The organism is Mycolicibacterium neworleansense, assembly GCF_001245615.1.
Lineage (GTDB): Bacteria > Actinomycetota > Actinomycetes > Mycobacteriales > Mycobacteriaceae > Mycobacterium > Mycobacterium neworleansense.
The window spans coordinates 1,093,520-1,106,653 of the sequence record NZ_CWKH01000001.1; the positions used below are offsets into that span (position 1 = coordinate 1,093,520).

Consider the following 13,134-nt stretch of genomic DNA (forward strand, 5'->3'; position numbering starts at 1 on the left):
TGAAAAAATGTCTACTGGGTGGGCGGCGGACGCATTCACCTGGGGTTATAGCGGTGCCCACGCGTCTGGCACACGCCCGTCGAGGTCGGTGAACCCGTAGTGGCGGGCCAGCGCGGCCGAGCTCACGGACTGCTGATTCCATTGGGCCCGATCGGGGTCGGCGGCCAGCGCGGCGACGCCGCGACCGACGAACCGGGGCGACTCGGACTCGGCGAAACCGGGCGGTGCCGCCGGGTAGCCGTCCGTGCGGGCCAGATCCAGCGCACGCCGCCAGTCGGCTTCGCTGACGCCGTAGTTGTCGAGCATCATCTCCGAGCGCAACCATCCCGGGGTGACCGCAACGGCGGAGGCGCCGAACGGGGCGAGTTCGTGGCCGTGGCTGAAGGCCAGGCGATTCACCGCGGACTTGACCAGGTCGTAAAAGACCGACAGCCGGGGGTTCTCGGCATTGAATTCGTTTGTCCCATCGGTGATCTCGACCAGCAACCCACCGGGCCGATCGGCTAGCAGCGGCAACAGACAGTGCGAGGTGATCAGATGCGTGTCGAGTCCCAGCCGGAGCATCCGTAACCCGTCATCGAGGTCGTGCTGCCACATCGGCCGGCCCCAGCTGTCGGGCGGCCCCTTGAGAACCTCTGCTCCCCAGATGTCGTTGACCAGGATGTCGATGTGGCCGTAACCGGCCTTGAGCCGCCCGGCCAGTTTGCGGACCTGCGCGACATCGAGGTGGTCGACCTGCATCGCGATGCCGGATCCGCCGAGCCGCGTTACCAATTCGGCTGTTTCTTCGATGGTTTCGGGCCGGTTGTAGTCGGAATCGCGGTTTCCGCATCTGCTGCTGCGGCCGGTGCACACGACCGTGGCACCGCGCTCCCCGAGGCCGGCGGCGATGCCACGCCCCGCACCGCGCGTGGCACCGGCGACCACGGCGATGCGCCCCCGCAGCGCGTAAGGGTCCGGTGTCCAGCCCATCCGATGAGTATCCCGCCGCGGGCAGTTCTATAGCTGCGGTTCGCAATTTCGGCGCATACTTTCGGAGGTGACTCCACTGCAGCGTTACATCGCCGAGGAAATCGCGACCGATCATCTCGACGGGCTGTTGACGCGCCGTGAGGCGCTGCGACGACTGGGATTGCTCGGCATCGGTGCCACCGCGGCGGCCGCGTTGATCGCCGCATGCGGTGAGGCTCAGCAGTCGGGACCCGCCGCATCACCCAGTGCGGCAGCGGAAACGGCCCCGCCGCCGGGGGCCGATGGCGCGCTGCCCACCACTGCGGTCAGTTGGCCGGGCCCCGGCGGCGAGCTGCGGGGCGCCTGGTCCGCCGCGCCGGAGCCCAGGGGCGCGGTTCTGGTGATCCACGAGAACAAGGGCCTGACCGACCACATCAGGTCGGTGGCCGGCCGGTTCGCCGGCATCGGATATTCAGCCCTGGCGATAGACCTGCTGTCCGCGCAAGGCGGCACCCCCGCGTTCGCCGACCAAGCGGCCGCCACCGCCGCGTTGAGCAAGATCGAACCGTCACAATTCGTCGCCGACCTGCGCTCGGGAATCGAGGAACTGCAGCGGCGTGTTCCTGGCCGCAAGGTCGCCGCCGTCGGTTTCTGCATGGGCGGTGGGTTGGTCTGGCGGCTCCTGGCAGCAGGCACTCCCGAGCTGGCCGCCGCGGTGCCGTTCTACGGGCCGGCTCCCGACGCTCCGGACTTCGGTGGCTCCCGCAACGTCGCGGTGCTGGCCTTCTACGGAGCCTTGGACCAGCGGGTGAACGCGAGCGAACCGGTGGCGCGGGCGGCGCTGGAGCGGGCCGGCATGGTGCACGAATTGATCACCGAACCCGATGCCAACCATGCGTTCTTCAACGACACCGGCGATCGGTACCACGCCGCGGCAGCCGCCGACGCCTGGCGGCGCATCCAGGACTGGTTCGCGACACATCTGGCCTGAGCCCGCGGCCGGGCTTGTTCAGCGGCTGTTCAGATGTCGGTTGCGGCCCCGTTGTTGACCGCACACGCAGCCCGGTTCTGATCGTGGGCATGCGGGTGGTCCAGGTCGCCAACTTCTACGGCCCGCGATCGGGTGGTCTGCGCACCGCGGTCGACCGGCTGGGCGCCGAGTATTGCGCCCTGGGTCATGAGGTGTACCTGATCGTCCCGGGTCCACATCCCGAGCAGCATGAGCTCGCCAGTGGTGTCGTGCGAATCTCCCTGCCCGCCAAGCTGATCCCGTTCACCGGAGGTTACCGCGCGGTGCTGCCGGGCCCGGTGACGGCGTTGTTGCAGCAGTTGGAGCCGGACGCCATCGAAGTGTCAGACCGGTTGACCCTGAGGTCGCTGGGTCCGTGGGGCCGCAAACACGGGGTGGCCACCGTGATGATCTCCCACGAACGCCTGGACCGGCTCGTCGGCCAGGTATTGCCGCGGTCGGCCGCGGTCATGGTGGCGGACTTCGCCAATCGCCGCACCGCGGCCAACTACGACGCCGTGGTGTGCACAACGGGGTTCGCCCGGGAGGAATTCGACCGCATCGGCGCGGCCAACGTCGCAACCGTGCCGCTCGGGGTGGACCTCGAGCAGTTCCATCCGCGCCGCCGGTGTGCCGAGATGCGCAGCCGCTGGGCCGCACCGCAGCAGACCCTCCTGGTGCACTGCGGCAGGCTCTCGGTGGAGAAGCACGCGCACCGGAGCATCGATACCGTTGCGGCCCTGCGCGATTCAGGCGTGGACGCCCGGTTGGTGGTGGTCGGGGAGGGCCCGTTGCGGGCCCGGCTGGAACGGCAGGCCAGTGGACTTCCGGTGTCGTTCACCGGGTACATCGGCTGCCGCGACACCGTCGCCACCATCCTGGCGTCGGCAGATGTCGCGCTGGCGCCGGGCCCGCACGAGACCTTCGGGCTGGCCGCGCTCGAAGCGCTGGCCTGTGGAACTCCGGCGGTCGTGTCCCGCACCTCGGCGCTGGCCGAGATCCTCACCTGTGACAGCGGGGCGACCGCCGACAACGATGCGCATGCGATCGCCCGCGCGGTGACCGCGGTGATCGGACGGCCCGAGCCCCAACGGCGCAGCAGCGCCCGGCAACGCGCCGAGGAGTTCACCTGGCCACGATCCGCGGCCGGGATGCTCGATGTCCTGGGAGCCCGGTAGCCACCGAGTTTTGCGCACGATGACGCCAGATCTGGTGCGCGGGCATGCGCCGGCCCTATGTTCCGCGGGTCATATTTACGCGCCCGCTGCCTGAAGGACGGTCGAGCATGTCCGAAACCACCACAGCCCCAGAATCGTTGGGCCTCCAGCCGCCTCCGGCCGGCCGGCAGCTGCGCGGCAACCTCGGGGTGGCCTCGATCGTTTTCATGGTGATGGCCGCGGCCGCGCCGCTCGGCGTGATCGGCGGTGTGGTGCCCTTGGGCATCGCGTCGGGCAACGGCACCGGCTTTCCCGCCACGTTCATCGCCGCCACCTTGGTGCTGTTGCTGTTCGCGGTCGGGTTCACCGCGATGACGCCCTATGTCGACGAGGCGGGCGCCTTCTTCTCCTATGTGCGCCAGTCGCTCGGATTGCCCACCGGCATCGGCATCGCGTTCGTGGCGCTGGTGAGCTATGTGGCGCTGGAGGCGGGCGTATACGGACTGCTGGGCCCGGCCGGCGCGAGTGTCGTCGAGCTGGCCGGCGGGCCGGCGCTGCCGTGGTGGGTGTTCGCCGCGGTCGCCTTCGCCGTCACCACCTACCTCGGATACCGCAACATCGAGCTGTCCAGCCGCGTGCTGGGGGTACTGCTGACAGCGGAGATCGCCATCGTGCTGGTGCTCGATCTGGTGATCGTGGTCAACGGCGGTGAGCACGGACTGTCCTCGGGCATCGTGAGTCCGAGCGCCATCTTCTCCGGCTCACTGGGCATCGGACTTCTGTTCGCGATCATCAGCTACGTCGGATTCGAGGCGACCGCGATCTTCCGCGACGAGGCCCGCACCCCCGAGCGGACGATTCCCCGGGCCACCTACCTGGCCCTGATCCTGATCGGAGTGTTCTACGCGGTCACCAGCTGGGCGTTGATCTCGGGCTGGGGCGATGAGCAGGCCCTCGCGCGCGCCACCGATTCTGGCTCCACCTTCCTCGGGGACACCGCTCACCGGTACATCGGTGCCGTGGGCGCCGACCTCATCACGGTGCTCTATTTCACCAGTCTCTTCGCCTGCATCCTGGCCTTCCACAATGTGGCGTCGCGCTATGTGTTCGCGCTGTCGCAGCGCGACGTGCTGCCGGAGCGGCTGAGCCGGCCGCACGATCGCCACGGCTCGCCGCATCAGGCCTCGTTGTGGATCTCCGGTGTCGTGGCCGTCAGCGTGCTGTCGGCGGTGGTGTTCGGGTTGGACCCGGCCGCGCAGTTCTACACCTGGTTCGCCGGCGCGACGACAGTCGGTGTGGTGCTGCTGATGATCGCCACCAGCGTGGCGGTGCTGGTCTTCTTCGCTCGGGACCGGCACGGGCATTCCCTGTGGCGGGTGCGCATCGCCCCGGCGCTGGGCCTGGCCGGTCTGCTGGGCGCACTGGTGCTGATCCTGACCAACCTCAACGGCCTGGTCGGTGGTTCCAGTGTGCTGGCCTGGGTGATCATCGGTGTGCTCGTGACCGCGTTCGCGGCCGGTGTGGTGGTCGGTCGCCGGGTCGGTGCTTCCTCGTGACGGTGAACGGCGCGGTGAGCGTGACGGCGCGCACCGCCGAGGATGCCCTGGTGCACGGCATCGAGGACGGCTCGATCACCGAGATCGAGGTCGCCTGGAGTGACCCCTTCGGCCATGCACAAGGTAAGCGGATTCCGGCCGCCGGCTTCCTGAACCGGGCCCGCGGCAGCGGATTCGCTTTCTGCGAAGCATCTTTGGGATGGAACACCGACGCCACAGTGGTCGACGGATTGCGCCTGACCAATTGGGACGGCGGCTATCCGGACGTGTACGCGGTGCCGGATCTGGCCACCTTCCGGGCCCTGCCGTGGCGCCCGGACACCGGGCACGTGGTCTCTGACATCGTGACCCATGATCGCGGCCCGTCGCAGCTGGACCCTCGCGCGGTACTCCGGCGCGTGCTCGCCGCGCTGGCCGAACTCGGCTACACCGCCAAGGTCGGTGTCGAGCTGGAGTTCTACCTGCTCGATCTGGACGGTTCGGCATTCCAACCCGACATCCACGCCTACTCACTGGAGAACGCCAACGCCCTCGATCCGCTACTCACCGACCTGCAGCAGACTCTTGCGGCGTTCACCCGGCTGGAGGGAATCGAGACCGAGTACGGCCCAGGACAGGTCGAGGCGAACCTGATCTACGCCGATGCCCTGGACGCCGCCGACGATGCCGCCCGGCTCAAGTACGCGGCCAAAGAGGTGGCGCGTCGGCACGGCAAGATCGCCAGCTTCATGCCCAAGCCGTTCACCGAGCACTCGGGAAGCTCAGCGCACCTGCACATCTCGCTGTGGCGCGACGGTGAACCGGCGTTCGCGCCGCAGGACGGTGCGGAGAACGAGCTGGCGCTGTGGTCGATCGCCGGACTGCTCGAGCACCTGCCGTCGATCTCGCTGTTCGGCGCGCACTCGGTCAACGCTTACCGGCGGTTCGTGCCGGATTCGTTCGCCCCGGCCACGGTGACCTGGAGCCGGGACAACCGCAGCGCGGCGGTGCGGTCCCTGGTGGACGCCGACCCGGCCGCAACCCGAATCGAATTACGCAGCGGTGCATCTGATTCCAACCCATACTGGTTGGTCGCGTCGGCCCTGGCCGCCGTGATCGCCGGCATCCGCGCCCAGCGCACGCCCCCGGCCGCCGAGGGTGGCAACCTCTACTCCAAGGGGACCGCCCTTCCGGAGTCCCTCGGCGTGGCGGTCGCGCTGGCCACCCAGGACGACACCGTGGCCGACATACTCGGGCACGACTCGGTGCAGGATTTCGCTGCCATCGCCCACAGTGAATGGCTGGAATACCGCCGCCACGTGAGCGACTGGGAACGTCGACGTTACCTGGCCGGCTCATGACCGCGACAGTGAACGGATCCGGCACCAAACACGAACAGCCGCTGGGCGGTTCGGTGGCCGACCGGCTGGGCCGCCTGCCGGAGATCGTCGACGAACTGCGCCGGGGCGATGTGGCCGCCGAACGGGATCGGGTCCTGCAGCATGACGCCGTACACCGTCTTCGGGCCGCCGGGGTGCTCGCCTTGCGGGTCCCGGTCCGTTACGGCGGCCCAGGAGGCAGTGTCCGTGACGTGCTCGGTGCCGTGATCGACGTCGCGCGCGCCAGTTCCAATGTCGCGCAGGCGCTGCGGGCTCACTTCGGATATGCCGAACGCCTGCTGAGCAACCGTGGCTCCGAGCAGGAGCGGTCGCGCTGGTTCGCCCGGATCAACGACGGGCTGGTGTTCGGCAACGCGATCACCGACGGGGCCGGCCGGTCACCGTCGAGTGCGGGCACCACCTTGCTGGCCGGCGACGACGGCGTGCTGCGGCTCAACGGATACAAGTTCTATTCGACCGGTTCCTTGTTCGCCGACGTCATCGCGGTGTCGGCGGTAGACGCCGAGGGGCGCGATCTCCAGGCGATCGTTCCGACCGACCGCACCGGAGTCGAACTGTTCGACGACTGGGATGGATTCGGCCAGCGGCTGACCGCCAGCGGGGGCACGAGATTCACCGATGTGGTGGTGCGGCCCGACGAGGTGACCACGGTGTCCGACGGAAATCATCTGGGTCACAGCACCACGTTCCTACAGCTGTACCTGGCCGCGGTGGCGGCCGGCATCGCCTACGGCGTTCTGGACGACGCCGTGCACTATGTGCGCACCCGAGCCCGTCCCGCGGCACACTCCCTGTCCGACACCGCGGCGGCCGACCCGTTCGTCCTGCAGGCGGTGGGCGACATCGCAGCCGACGCGGACGCGGCGGGCACACTGGTGCTCACCGCGGCCGACGCGATCGACGCAGTCGTGGACGGCGGACGCCAGCAGGACGGGCAGGCGCTCGCCGAGCTGGCGATCGCGGTCGCCCGCGCGCAATTGGTGGCTGAACGGCTGACGCTGTCGGCCGCCCAGCGGTTGTTCGACACCGGCGGCGCCTCGGCCACGGCCCGGACTCTCAACCTGGATCGGCACTGGCGCAATGCCCGCACCGTGGCGAGCCACAATCCGCTGGCGTACAAGTCATATGCCGCGGGAAACTTCGCGGTCAACGGGGCCTGGCCGCCTGCCAACGGTTACTTCTGAGGGTCCGGATCGGCAGAATCAGGCACATCGTGGCGCGGTGGGGCCGATAATTGGCTGCGGTCACGACGAACCTCAGGGGGCTCACGTGTTTCGATTCGCAGCGGTGATCGCATCGATGTTCCTGCTTGCCGGAGCGAGTGTGGCTTGCGGGCAAGCCAATTCGCCGGGCGAACACGCCCAGCACTCCGAGACCGTCACGGCCAGCCCCGCCACGCCGGTACCGAGCGGGCCGGTGATCGCGATCGAGGGCATGGGATTCGGCTCCCTCGGCCCGGTCGCGCCGGGCACCGAGATCACGATCGTCAACAACGACGAGGTCGAGCATTCGGTGACATCGAGGACCAAGGGCCTGTTCGACGTCCACGTCGACGGCAAGGGCCGTGCGACCCTGAAGGCGCCGCAGGAGCCGGGGGAGTACGCGTTCTATTGCCTCTATCACCCAGCGATGCTGGGCACGCTGACAGTCAAGTAGTCGCTGAGCGGGTGGACCAGGCCACCGGCATGCGCTTGATGCCGTGAATGAACTGTGACTGCAGCCGGTCGGGCTCCTCGGTCACGAAGATGTCGGGCAGTTGACGTTGCAGTTCCTCGAACGCCACCGTGATCTCGCGACGCGCCAGGTTTGCTCCGAGGCAGAAATGAGCACCGCCACCGCCGAATCCGAGGTGTGGGTTGGGATGACGGGTGACGTCGAACATCCACGGATCGGCAAACTTCGACTCGTCGCGGTTCGCCGATCCGTACCACAGCGTCACCTTGGCCCCGGCCGGCAGCTCGGTTCCGCCGAGCACCGTGTCCCGGGTGACCGTGCGCCGCATATAGCTCACCGGCGATGCCCAGCGCACGATCTCCTCCACTGCGGTGGGCGCCAGCTCCGCGTACCGTGACCACCACATCTGGCGCTGCTCGGGAAACCGGGTGAGGGCCAGCACGCCGTGGCTGATGGCGTTGCGGGTGGTCTCGTTTCCCGCGACCACCAACAGGATGAAGAACGACGCGACCTCCGCCGAGGTCAGCCTTTCGCCGTCGACCTCGGCCTGCACCAGGCTCGTCGTGAGGTCCTCGGTGGGCACTGCGCGGCGCTCGTCGGCCAGCGCTGTGGCATACGCGCCGATGTCCATCGCCACCCGCAGGAACTCGTCGAAGTCGGTGGTCAGATCCGGATCGCCGAACCCCAGGATCACGTTGGTCCAGTGGAAGATCTGCTGATGGTCGGGCTCGGGGATGCCCATCATGTCGCAGATGATCTGCAACGGTAACGGGCCGGCGAGCTCGGTGACGAGCTCGGCGGTTCCGTCGGGATTTCTGGCCACCATATCGGCGACCAGCCGCCGTGCCCGATCCCGGACGGAGTCCTCGATCAAGGCCACCACCCGAGGCGTGAACGCGCTGCGCACGATGTTGCGCAGGCGGGTGTGACGGGGATCGTCCATCACGATCATCGAGCCGAAATACTCGGCCAATTCCGCGGTTTGGTCGCCGATGGTGATGCCGGAGGCCGAACTGAAGATCTCCGGGTGGCGGCTGGCGTGGAAGACGTCGTCGTACCTGGTCACTGCCCAGTGACCGGGGCTCTCCGGGAATCCCTCGAGGACGCAGGCCGGGTGGTAGGAGATCGGGTCGTCGCGGCGCAGTGCGGCGAACGCGCCGTCCCGAATGTCGTCGTCTTCGCGCCAGAACTGCCAGGATCCGAGATCGATCTCGGAGAGTGGTACCTCGGGAGGAGGTGCGCCATTGACCCGCGGTGCGATACCCACCCCGCCAGGGTAGGGTCCGGAGCCGCCGGGACGACGGGTAACGCTCGGATCCGTCGCGGCGATACCCCTCAGGGGTGCACGTTTCGCCGCTCGCTCCACGGTGAGTTGCATAGGCGTTGCGGCGCCGGGCCATTGGGGGATGGCCGGCGCCGGGGTCACGACTGTAGGAGGTGCAGGTATGAAACTGACCAAGTTCGTCGCGGCTGCGTTGGCAGCCGGTGCGTTGGGACTGGGCGCTGCGGGGTTGGGGACTCCGGTGGCGTCGGCCTCGCCCGCTGTGCCGGCTCCGCTCAAGCCGGGGCACGGTAACGACGACTGCTTCCCGTTCTGCAACGGGGGGCCGCCCGGCCACGACCGCGATTTCGACAGCCGCGGTCCCGGGCGCGATTTCGACAATCGCGGTCACTGGGATGACAAGGGCCCCTGGTGGGCGAACAACCGGCACGACTGGTGGGACGACCGCAATGGCCCGCCGCCGTGGGGCTGGGGCCCGCCGCCTCCGTACCAATGGCGGGGAGGCCCGCTTCCGCCGACCATCAACTACTGGGGCTACAACCTGAACCCGGTGTGGGACAACGGGTTCCGGCAGTGGGGCGTGTGGCTGTTCGGCGTCTGGATCCCGATCCTCGGAGTTGGTGTGGGCTGAGCCGGTAGGTACCAACGGCCGCGCCGCATGCCGGTCAGCCGCTCGCGCGGGCCCTATTCGCCGTCCTGATCGGACTCTTCCTGATCGTGGCGGACGACTCGGACCCGACCATGCGGTAGGCATGCGGCGTAGCCGTGGTACTTCCCGTACAGCTCCCACGAGGTCTGGCTCTCGTCGGGCCGGACATCGATCCGGTGACCGTCGGAAAAGCACAGGTGGAGGCTGCCGTCGTCCTCCCAATCGGCATGTGTGCAGCGCTGGCCGGCGAAATCGAACAGCGGGCGGACTTCGTTGCGCAGTCCGCGCGGGTCGAGCGATATCACTTCGGAATCGTCGGTACCGATCGCCGGAAGAGTCAGTTCCAGCGGAACCGAGATGACCAGTTCGTTGTAGTCGTCGAGGTTGAGCACCAGGCCATCACGAAACATGATCCGCTGGACCAAGCACCCTTGAATCCATTGTTCGCTCATTGTTTTACTCTGAACCGCCGGACGACCGGGCACAAGGGGCGCCGTCCCGTTGTTACGCCAGGCATGGATGGCATGGGACACCGCTCGTGAAGGTCCGATTCGGGGTGGGGCTCGGCGCCGAGACGTCCCCCGATGAACTGGGCGGCATCATCGATCACCTGGAGAATTCCGGGATCGATTCGCTGTGGTTCTCCGAACTGGTCTACACACCGGCAGTGGATCCGTTCGTCGGCATGGCCTATGCGCTGGCTCGTACCAGGCGGCTCAAGGTCGGAACCTCTGTCGCGATCCTGCCCGGACGCCATCCTGTGCTGGTGGCCAAACAATTGGCGTCGCTGGCGTCTCTGGCACCCAAGCGGGTGCTGCCGGTGTTCGGTCTCCATTCGGCCCTGCCCGCCGAGCGAGACGTCTTCGTCGTTCCCGACGGACGTCGGGCCGCTGTCTTCGACGAATCGCTGCACCTGCTGCGCTCGGCCCTCGGCGGCGCCGACGTGTCGTTCGAGGGTGAGTACTTCAGTGTCCGCTCCGCGCAGGTACAGCCGCTGCCGGCCAACCCGATCGACATCTGGCTGGGCGGGTCGGCCCCGGCGGCGCTGACCCGCATCGGCAAATACGGCGACGGGTGGCTGGGCAGTTTCCTCACTCCCGACGAGGCGGCTGCGGCCCGCCGGCGCATCGAAGCCGAAGCGTTTGCCGCAGGCCGGATCATCGAGCCCGACCACTACGGCATCAGCCTGGCCGTCGGAGACGGCGCGGTTCCCGCCGAGGTGCTCGCCGCGGTCCGCCGCCGCAGACCCGACGTCGACCCGGAGCAGTTGGTCGCCGCCGACTGGCCCGAACTGCACCGCCAGATCGACGGCTATCTGGCCGCGGGCCTGACCAAGTTCGTGATCAGGGCGGCCGGTCGGACCGACCGCGGTGCCTTTCTCGACCGGTTCACCGCTGAACTGCTGCCCCGGCAGACCTGAAGCTGCCGCTTTTGAACTCCGACGTGTCATCCGCCGTGATAGGGGGTATGCGCAGGCCACGCTTGTGCCGCGCCTGGAGCGAAGGAGACCGTCATGAGGATGAGAGGCCTGTTTTGTGCGCTCGCGATCGTATTCGCACTGGTCGCGGCGCCGACGGCGGCCGCCGACGATCGGCTGCAGTTCACCGGCACCACACTGTCCGGCGCCCCGTTCAACGGGGCGGGTCTGGCGGGTCGGCCTGCCGTGCTCTGGTTCTGGACGCCGTGGTGCCCGTTCTGCAATGCCGAGGCACCTTCGGTGAGCCAGGTCGCCGCGGCCAATCCACAGGTCAGCTTCGTCGGCGTGGCGGCACACTCCGATGTCGGGGCCATGCAGGGGTTCGTCGACAAGTACAACCTCAATTTCCCCAACCTCAATGACGCCGACGGGTCGATCTGGGCCCGGTACAACGTGCCCTGGCAACCGGCCTATGTCTTCTACCGGGCCGACGGGTCGTCCACGTTCGTCAACAACCCGACGTCGGCGATGTCACAGCAGGAGCTGGCCGATCGGGTTGCGGCCCTGAAGAGCTAGTCACCCGGCGTGCCAGACAACCTGGTGGGGTTGGCGTTCGGCGCCGGGCTCGTCGCGGCACTCAACCCCTGCGGTTTCGCGTTGCTGCCCGGGTACCTTGCGCTGGTGGTGCGGGGTGCCTCGCCGCGCGGCCCGCTGAGCGCGGTGGGGCGGGCGCTGCTGGCCACCGCGGTGATGACCGCCGGGTTCGTCGCGGTGTTCGGAACCTTCGGGTTGCTGACCGTCGCCGCGGCGAGCACCGTCCAGCGCTATTTGCCTTATGTCACGCTGATCATCGGCGGTGTTCTGATCGTTCTCGGCGTCTGGCTACTGGCAGGGCGCCGGCTCGCGTTGTTGCTCCCCGGCGCCGTGACCGGCCGCACCGGCTGGGCGCCGACCGCGCGGCTGGGGTCGATGGCCGGCTACGGCGTGGGGTACGCGATCGCGTCACTGTCGTGCACGGTGGGACCGTTCCTGGCCGTCACCGGGGCGACGCTGGGATCGAACACGACGCTGCACCGGCTGGCCGTTTTCGCCGCATACACCGCGGGTTTCGCGCTCATCGTCGGCGTGCTGGCGGTCGCCACGGCCCTGGCGGGCTCGGTGGTGGTCGACCGATTGCGCCGCGTCGTGCCCTACATCAGCCGCATCAGCGGAGCCCTGCTGATCGCTGTCGGCGCCTATGTCGCCTACTATGGCTGGTACGAGATTCAATTGTTCAGCGCCGCAGGCGATCCCAGTGACCCCGTGATCGCGGCTGCCGGGCGCGTGCAGGGTGCGGTTGCCGGATGGGTGCACCGGCACGGGGCCTGGCCCTGGGTGCTCGCCCTGCTGGTACTGGTGGCGCTCGGTGTGTGGCGGGTCAGATTCGCCGCGAGAACTCGCCACGCACATCGGGCCACGGTGGACGACGCACCATAGCGGCCGTGGCCAATGTCGCAGCCACCAAACCGATGAGTTCACCCATCAGCGCGATCCGGGTGTTGTCCACGGCCGGAACCCACGTGGGTTTGCCGTCCTTGATGACGAAAATCCCCAGCGGTCTGGAAGTGGACCGCCCGCTGTCAGCCCGGTGCCGGACCTTGCTGACGGGTATCACCGTCGCCCCGTCGGGCGTCACGTACGGGTCACCGAACACCCGTGAGGTCGTCGCGATGTCAGCGGTGACGCTGTCGAGCGCATCGGGCAGGCGCATGCCGGTCGTCCTTTCTTTCAGCGATCGAAATCCGATTCGTCGTCCAGCGGCACCACGATTGCCTGATCGATCAGATCGGCTTCGGTGGCTTCGACGTCGGTCGAGATCCGCACCCGCCGCAGGACCGACATCGCGTCGTCCTCGTCATCGACACCGACGGGTATCAGTTGTTCGACCACATCGGCCTCGGGCGCATCGTCACCGAGTCCGGCATCATCGAATCCGCCACGGCTGGCGTGCGTCATATTGCCCCCTCAGTCGACCGGCGTCACCGTCCATACCGATTGTGCTACGCGAGAACTGGGGTTTC

15 protein-coding genes are annotated in these 13,134 nt (G+C 68.1%); 10 read left to right on the forward strand and 5 right to left on the reverse strand.

The genetic code is table 11. The features are described 5' to 3' along the window. Positions 1 to 45: 45 nt before the first annotated feature. A complete protein-coding gene (locus BN2156_RS05145) occupies positions 46 to 972 on the reverse strand; it encodes an SDR family oxidoreductase (protein WP_090510950.1) in 927 nt (308 codons plus the stop codon). A 67-nt stretch (positions 973 to 1,039) separates the two neighbouring features. Between BN2156_RS05145 and BN2156_RS05150 the strand changes: the two genes are divergently transcribed. The 6 genes from BN2156_RS05150 (at position 1,040) to BN2156_RS05175 (ending at position 7,708) form a co-directional block, all read left to right on the forward strand. Beyond that, a complete protein-coding gene (locus BN2156_RS05150; RefSeq protein WP_090510953.1) occupies positions 1,040 to 1,942 on the forward strand; it encodes a dienelactone hydrolase family protein in 903 nt (300 codons plus the stop codon). Between the two features lie 89 nt (positions 1,943 to 2,031). Continuing rightward, complete coding sequence (locus tag BN2156_RS05155) at positions 2,032 to 3,138, forward strand: glycosyltransferase (RefSeq protein ID WP_090510956.1); 1,107 nt, start codon at positions 2,032 to 2,034, stop codon at positions 3,136 to 3,138. Positions 3,139 to 3,245: 107 nt separating this feature from the next. Further along, positions 3,246 to 4,673 (forward strand): APC family permease, encoded by a 1,428-nt coding sequence (locus BN2156_RS05160; protein ID WP_090510958.1) that lies wholly within the window; start codon positions 3,246 to 3,248, stop codon positions 4,671 to 4,673. 2 nt (positions 4,674 to 4,675) lie between these two features. Next, positions 4,676 to 6,013 (forward strand): glutamine synthetase family protein, encoded by a 1,338-nt coding sequence (locus tag BN2156_RS05165; RefSeq protein WP_407661719.1) that lies wholly within the window; start codon positions 4,676 to 4,678, stop codon positions 6,011 to 6,013. Next, entirely contained in the window at positions 6,010 to 7,236 is a 1,227-nt protein-coding gene (locus BN2156_RS05170; protein ID WP_090510960.1) for an acyl-CoA dehydrogenase family protein, read from the forward strand. The genes BN2156_RS05165 and BN2156_RS05170 overlap by 4 nt, the downstream gene beginning before the upstream one ends. A gap of 85 nt (positions 7,237 to 7,321) precedes the next feature. Continuing rightward, positions 7,322 to 7,708: a cupredoxin domain-containing protein gene (locus BN2156_RS05175; RefSeq protein WP_235625209.1), complete on the forward strand. Its 387-nt coding sequence runs from the start codon at positions 7,322 to 7,324 to the stop codon at positions 7,706 to 7,708. Here BN2156_RS05175 and BN2156_RS05180 read toward each other — a convergent pair. After that, positions 7,701 to 8,993, reverse strand: coding sequence for a cytochrome P450 (locus BN2156_RS05180; protein ID WP_090510962.1), 1,293 nt, complete (start codon positions 8,991 to 8,993; stop codon positions 7,701 to 7,703). The genes BN2156_RS05175 and BN2156_RS05180 overlap by 8 nt on opposite strands. Positions 8,994 to 9,171: 178 nt before the next feature. Here BN2156_RS05180 and BN2156_RS05185 point away from each other — a divergent pair, with 178 nt between their 5' ends. Continuing rightward, positions 9,172 to 9,639, forward strand: a complete 468-nt coding sequence (locus BN2156_RS05185; protein ID WP_090510964.1) for a hypothetical protein — start codon at positions 9,172 to 9,174, stop codon at positions 9,637 to 9,639. A gap of 53 nt (positions 9,640 to 9,692) precedes the next feature. On the opposite strand, the gene BN2156_RS05190 is transcribed toward BN2156_RS05185, so the two are convergent. Beyond that, a complete protein-coding gene (locus BN2156_RS05190; protein WP_090510966.1) occupies positions 9,693 to 10,109 on the reverse strand; it encodes a DUF6188 family protein in 417 nt (138 codons plus the stop codon). An 86-nt stretch (positions 10,110 to 10,195) separates the two neighbouring features. Here BN2156_RS05190 and BN2156_RS05195 point away from each other — a divergent pair, with 86 nt between their 5' ends. The 3 genes from BN2156_RS05195 (at position 10,196) to BN2156_RS05205 (ending at position 12,550) form a co-directional block, all read left to right on the forward strand. Continuing rightward, complete coding sequence (locus BN2156_RS05195) at positions 10,196 to 11,077, forward strand: TIGR03854 family LLM class F420-dependent oxidoreductase (protein WP_090510967.1); 882 nt, start codon at positions 10,196 to 10,198, stop codon at positions 11,075 to 11,077. A 93-nt stretch (positions 11,078 to 11,170) separates the two neighbouring features. Then, entirely contained in the window at positions 11,171 to 11,650 is a 480-nt protein-coding gene (locus BN2156_RS05200) for a protein disulfide oxidoreductase (RefSeq protein WP_090510971.1), read from the forward strand. Between the two features lie 9 nt (positions 11,651 to 11,659). After that, a complete protein-coding gene (locus tag BN2156_RS05205; RefSeq protein WP_090510973.1) occupies positions 11,660 to 12,550 on the forward strand; it encodes a cytochrome c biogenesis CcdA family protein in 891 nt (296 codons plus the stop codon). Here BN2156_RS05205 and BN2156_RS05210 read toward each other — a convergent pair. Both BN2156_RS05210 and BN2156_RS05215 read right to left on the reverse strand, forming a co-directional pair. After that, on the reverse strand, positions 12,492 to 12,824 hold the full coding sequence (locus tag BN2156_RS05210) for a hypothetical protein (RefSeq protein WP_090510975.1): 333 nt from the start codon (positions 12,822 to 12,824) through the stop codon (positions 12,492 to 12,494). The genes BN2156_RS05205 and BN2156_RS05210 overlap by 59 nt on opposite strands. A gap of 17 nt (positions 12,825 to 12,841) precedes the next feature. Then, positions 12,842 to 13,069, reverse strand: a complete 228-nt coding sequence (locus BN2156_RS05215; protein WP_090510978.1) for an Rv3202a family protein — start codon at positions 13,067 to 13,069, stop codon at positions 12,842 to 12,844. Positions 13,070 to 13,134 lie beyond the last annotated feature (65 nt).

Excerpts from the sequence above, each read along its gene's own strand:
- BN2156_RS05145 (WP_090510950.1), bottom strand. The coding sequence starts at position 972 with ATGGGCTGGACACCGGACCCTTACGCGCTGCGGGGGCGCATCGCCGTG.
- BN2156_RS05155 (WP_090510956.1), top strand. The coding sequence starts at position 2,032 with ATGCGGGTGGTCCAGGTCGCCAACTTCTACGGCCCGCGATCGGGTGGT.
- BN2156_RS05160 (WP_090510958.1), top strand. The coding sequence starts at position 3,246 with ATGTCCGAAACCACCACAGCCCCAGAATCGTTGGGCCTCCAGCCGCCT.
- BN2156_RS05170 (WP_090510960.1), top strand. The coding sequence starts at position 6,010 with ATGACCGCGACAGTGAACGGATCCGGCACCAAACACGAACAGCCGCTG.
- BN2156_RS05185 (WP_090510964.1), top strand. The coding sequence starts at position 9,172 with ATGAAACTGACCAAGTTCGTCGCGGCTGCGTTGGCAGCCGGTGCGTTG.
- BN2156_RS05190 (WP_090510966.1), bottom strand. The coding sequence starts at position 10,109 with ATGAGCGAACAATGGATTCAAGGGTGCTTGGTCCAGCGGATCATGTTT.
- BN2156_RS05200 (WP_090510971.1), top strand. The coding sequence starts at position 11,171 with ATGAGGATGAGAGGCCTGTTTTGTGCGCTCGCGATCGTATTCGCACTG.
- BN2156_RS05210 (WP_090510975.1), bottom strand. The coding sequence starts at position 12,824 with ATGCGCCTGCCCGATGCGCTCGACAGCGTCACCGCTGACATCGCGACG.
- BN2156_RS05215 (WP_090510978.1), bottom strand. The coding sequence starts at position 13,069 with ATGACGCACGCCAGCCGTGGCGGATTCGATGATGCCGGACTCGGTGAC.